Source organism: Streptomyces bobili (assembly GCF_002154575.1).
GTDB classification, from domain to species: Bacteria; Actinomycetota; Actinomycetes; order Streptomycetales; family Streptomycetaceae; genus Streptomyces; species Streptomyces bobili.
The window spans coordinates 1-4,548 of sequence record NZ_MUBA01000450.1 but is presented as its reverse complement, the minus strand read 5'-3'; the positions used below and the strand labels follow the sequence as shown (position 1 = coordinate 4,548).

Here is a 4,548-nt window from a genome sequence, read left to right as displayed (position 1 = left end):
CGCCCGCACCTGTCGGGCCCCCCGCCGCGCCCGCGCCACCCGGCTCCGTGCCCGACAGGTGCGGGCGCGGCTACGGCCTCCGGAGGTGCAGGCGCGGCTGCGGCCCCCAGCCCTGCCGAACCGGTCGACACGGTCAGCCCGTTCGACCCGATCCTCCCGCCCAACCCGCTTTCCTCCCAAGGCCGTTCGCCCAGCAGGGTCAGGCCGGTCTGGGCCAGGGCCGTCAGGTCGCCGGTGCCGACCGCGCCGTATTCGTTGACGGCCGGGTGGACGCCCAGGCGGAGGGCCTCGGTGAGGGCGTCGATGAAGCCGGGGTGGATGCCGGAGCCGCCGGCGAGGAGCTGGTTGGCGCGGATCGCGAGCATCGCGCGGACCTGGCGGGCGGGCAGCAGCGCGCCCGCGCCACCCGCGTGGCTGCGCAGCACACGCAGGCCGTGCGCCCTCTCGTCGTCCGCGTCGACGGACACCGCGCGGTGGGCGCCGACACCGGTGCCGCGGCCGTACAGCCGTCCGGCGGCGGCCAGTCGGCGGCCGGTGCGGAAGGAACGTACCGCCCGCTCGCGTGCCTCGGGGGCGACCTCGGGCACGGCCGCACCGTCGACGAGCGTGATCAGCTCGCCGACGGTGAGGGTGGTGCCGTTCAGGACGACCCGGGGTGGTGTCGTGTCCAACGCGGGCGGGTCAGCCCAGGCCGACGGACTTCAGCCAGGCCTTGGCGACGTCCAGCGGGTCCTTGCTCTCCAGCTGCACCTGGGAGTCCAGGTCCAGCAGGGTCTTCGTGTCGAGCTTGGCGGAGACCGCGTTGAGCGCGTCGACGCCCTCCTTGGAGAGCCCGCTCTTGTAGACCAGCGGGGTCACGTTGGCGAAACCGAAGAGGTTCTCCGGGTCCTGGAGGACGACGAACTTCTCCTTGGTGATGGTCGGGTCCGTGGTGAAGATGTCCGCCGCCTGCACGGTGTTCTTCTTCAGCGCGGCCTGGGTCAGCGGACCACCGGCGTCCAGGGCCTTGAAGGACTTGAACTTCAGCCCGTACACCGCTTCCAGCCCGACCATGCCCTGCTGCCGGGTCTGGAACTCGGGCGAACCGCCGAGGACCAGTTCGGGAGCGATGTCCTTGAGGTCGGCGAGGCTGGACTGCGCGGTGAGGTTGTACTTCTTCGCGGTGTCCGCGTTGACCGTGACGGAGTCCTTGTCCTCGGCGGGCGAGGACTCCAGCAGGGTCAGCTTGGGGTCGAGCTTCGCCTTGGCCTCGGTGTTGACGGCCTCGAGCGACTTCTGCTCGGCCTTGGCGTCGAGGTACGCGAGCAGCGAGCCGTTGTACTCGGGCAGGACCGTGATGGAACCGTTCTTGAGCAGGCCGTACGTGGTCTCACGGCTGCCGATGTTGGGCTTGTAGGACACCTTGATGTCCTTGGCCTTGAGGGCCTCGCCGTAGATGTCGGCCAGCAGGATGCTCTCGGCGAAGTTGTTGGAGCCGACGACGACGGTGTCACCTGCCGCCTTGTCCTCGGAGAGCGGGTCGGTGTCGTCGGAGGAGGAACATCCCGCCAGCAGGGCCGTCATCGCGGCGAGCGCGACGGCCGCCGCGCCTGGGTGATTCCTGAAGGACCTGCTGCTGTGGGCGTTGGAAGTCACGTCTGCCGTTCCGGGCTCGGAGGTTGGTGGAGTAAACGAACGCTCCACCTGATCCAATCCAGCGCGTTCTTGGTCAGTCAAGTGCCACCGGGTCACCGATTGGCTTCGATGCGCGAGCGGTTGTGGCGGTTCGTGAAGGAGGAAAGGCCAGTACGACACCCGCAAGACGGCGCTTTGTAATGGATTCTTGACGTAGGGCGACGCGCTCGACCGATCGAAGAGGGGATAGTCTCGCCGGAGTTGGCGTAGGTCACACCGGTGCGCGGGGGTTGCTCCGGTGTCGTGACGCATCACTCGTGGCGCCGTCGCGCGCCCGGCCGTGTTGCTGAAAACGTCGATCATCATCGGACAGAAGCGTGCGTCGTGCGGTGCGCACGACTTCATGAAGGAGGCATGGTGTCCACGACCGAGGTGGACGCGACCTCCCCCCGCCTCTCGGCTTCGCACGAGCGGCACGACCAGGGGGGACCCCGACGGGCGGCGGCCTCGTCCGTCCGCCGGGGCCTGCGGGGATTCGCCGACCGGTGGCCCTTCCAGCGCAAGCTCAACGTTCTCGTCGGCGTCCCGCTGACGGTGATCGCGCTGCTGCTGACGTGGGTCATCGCCGACCTGGTGCAGGAGTCCGACAACTCGGAGTCGGCGGCCCGACTGGTCCGCGACAGCGCGCAGGTCGCCCAGTTGGTGGCCGACGTACAGGCCGAGCACCAGCAGGCGATCCTCCTCTCCGTGCGTCACGAGGCGTCCTTCGACGGGGGCACGCCCTCCACCTCCGCCTACCGGATCGCCCAGCTCGCCGTGGACACGCAGATCCAGAAGGTGCGCGACGCCTTCGGCGACCGGCTGCCGGACACCGAGGCGCAGGCGCTGCACGAGATCGAGGGCCTGGCCGGCCTTCGGGACACCATCGAGCAGGGCTATCTGCCCGCCGACAACATCGACCCGGCGTACTCGGGTGCCGCCGACGGCGTCATCGACGGCCTCGGCCTGGAGCGCAACGCCGCCCTCGCCACCACCTTCACCGGCAGCCTGCTCGACTCGCTGCTGCGGGCCGACGCCGCCCACGGCGCCTACGAGACGGGCGTGTTCTCCGCACGGACCGGCGACAGCAACGCGCTCATCGAGTTCACCGGCGCGGTCGGCTCGCACGAGCTGTACACCTACCAGGCCGAGCGTTTCGCACGGTTCGCCACCGAGGAGCAGACCGACCTCCTCGGCGACATCGAGCACAACGCGGCGCAGGCCGTCATCGGCCAGCACTACGCCGAACTCGCCGTCGACCCCAGCGCGTTGCAGGCGGAGTCCCAGAGCGCGATCCGCGTCGCGTTCCGCGAGGCGCTGGACTCCTACCACCACTACAACGAGCAGGCCGAGACCCGGCTGACCATCACCGGCTCCCTCATCGACCAGATCGCCGACCGCGCCGACGACGCCGCCGCGAGTGCCCAGTGGCGCGCGGGTCTGCTGCTGAGCCTGGCGCTGCTGGGCTTCGCCGTCTGGATCGGCCTCGCGGCGCTGGTGCGCCGCTCCGTGATCCGCCCGGTGCTGGCCCTGACCGGGGCGGCGCAGGAGGTCGCCGACGTCGCCGGGCGCGAGCTGGCCCGGGTGGCCGACGACGACGCCGAGGAGAGCGGGCCGCCGCGGCTGCGCGAGCTGCCGGTCACCGCCGACGACGAGATCGGCGCGCTGGCCGAGGCCCTGAACAACGTCCAGACGACGGCGGCGGCGCTGCTGGAACGCCAGGTGCTCAGCCGGCGCAACGTCGCGGAGATGTTCGGCAACGTGGGCCGCCGCGTCAGCAACCTGACGACGCGTCAGCTCTCGCTGATCGACGCGGTGGAACGCGGCGAGACCGACCCCGCGCTGCTCGAACGCCTCTACTCCATCGACCACATCGCGGTCCGGCTGCGCCGCAACGCCGACAGCCTGATGCTGCTGGCGGGTATTCGCGAAACCGTTCTCGACTCCGGTCCGGCCGCCCTCACCAACGTGGTCCGCGCCGCGCTCGGCCAGATCGAGGGCTTCCAGCGCGTGCAGCTGTACGCCGGCACCGAGGTCCTGGTCGAGCCCGACATCATCGGCGACCTGACCCTGATGATCGCCGAACTCCTGGAGAACGCCGTGTCGTTCTCCCCCGAGGGCAGCCCCGTCGAGGTACGGGTGCGGCCCGGCGACGACGGCGCGACGATCACCGTCGCCGACCACGGCCTGGGCATGAGCGCCGACCGGATCGCCGAGGAGAACGCCCGTCTCGTGCGCCGCGAGCGCCTCGACCTCGTCCCGACGAAGGTGCTCGGCCTGTTCGTGGTCGGCGCGCTGGCCCGCCGCTGGGACATCGACGTCACCCTCTCCCGCACCCCGGGCGGCGGCGTGACGGCGGAAGTCTCCATCCCCTCCACCCTGCTCCTGACCCTGAGCGGCGCGGCGCTGCGGGGAGCGGCCCCGGCGACGGCGGCACTCCCGTCCGGCGCGAAGACCGCCCTGGCGTCCGGTACGACGTCCGGTACGACACCTGATGCGACGGCGCCCGCCCTGCCGGGTACACCGGACTCCCCCACCGCGCCGGCCCCGGCCCCTGTCGCGGCTGGCGGCCCCTCACGGGCCGCGTCCGTGCCGGCCTGGGCCACGGCGGAGGACCAGGAACCGGTCCCGCTCCCCCGCAGGGTGCCCCGACGCGAGACGGCCGAGCCCGATGCCGAGTCCTCCACGGTCGCAGTCCCCGGCCCGCGTGCGGAGGAGCCGACGGTCCACGACCGTACGGCGGAGCCCGCGCCGCACGCACGTACCGAACCCGCCGGCACCGAGCCCGCCGGCACGGCCGTACGCCCCGAGGCGCGTGCCGAGGCCGGCGTGCCGGGCTCCGGGCAGCCCACCGCCCGCACGCACGACGCCGCCCCGGCCGGCCGCCCCGACCCC

The 4,548-nt window shown here is 71.7% G+C and carries 3 protein-coding genes; 1 reads left to right on the top strand and 2 read right to left on the bottom strand.

Features of this window, described 5'->3' with window-relative positions:
- A partial coding sequence (locus BZL64_RS29885) for an aromatic amino acid lyase (protein WP_143663346.1) occupies positions 1-671 on the bottom strand: 671 nt, incomplete at its 3' end.
- A 10-nt stretch (positions 672-681) separates the two neighbouring features.
- Positions 682-1,635 (bottom strand): ABC transporter substrate-binding protein, encoded by a 954-nt coding sequence (locus BZL64_RS29880; RefSeq protein ID WP_086772276.1) that lies wholly within the window; start codon positions 1,633-1,635, stop codon positions 682-684.
- A 396-nt stretch (positions 1,636-2,031) separates the two neighbouring features.
- Between BZL64_RS29880 and BZL64_RS29875 the strand changes: the two genes are divergently transcribed.
- Positions 2,032-4,548: sensor histidine kinase (locus BZL64_RS29875; protein ID WP_425276088.1), on the top strand; the 2,517-nt coding region annotated here is incomplete at its 3' end.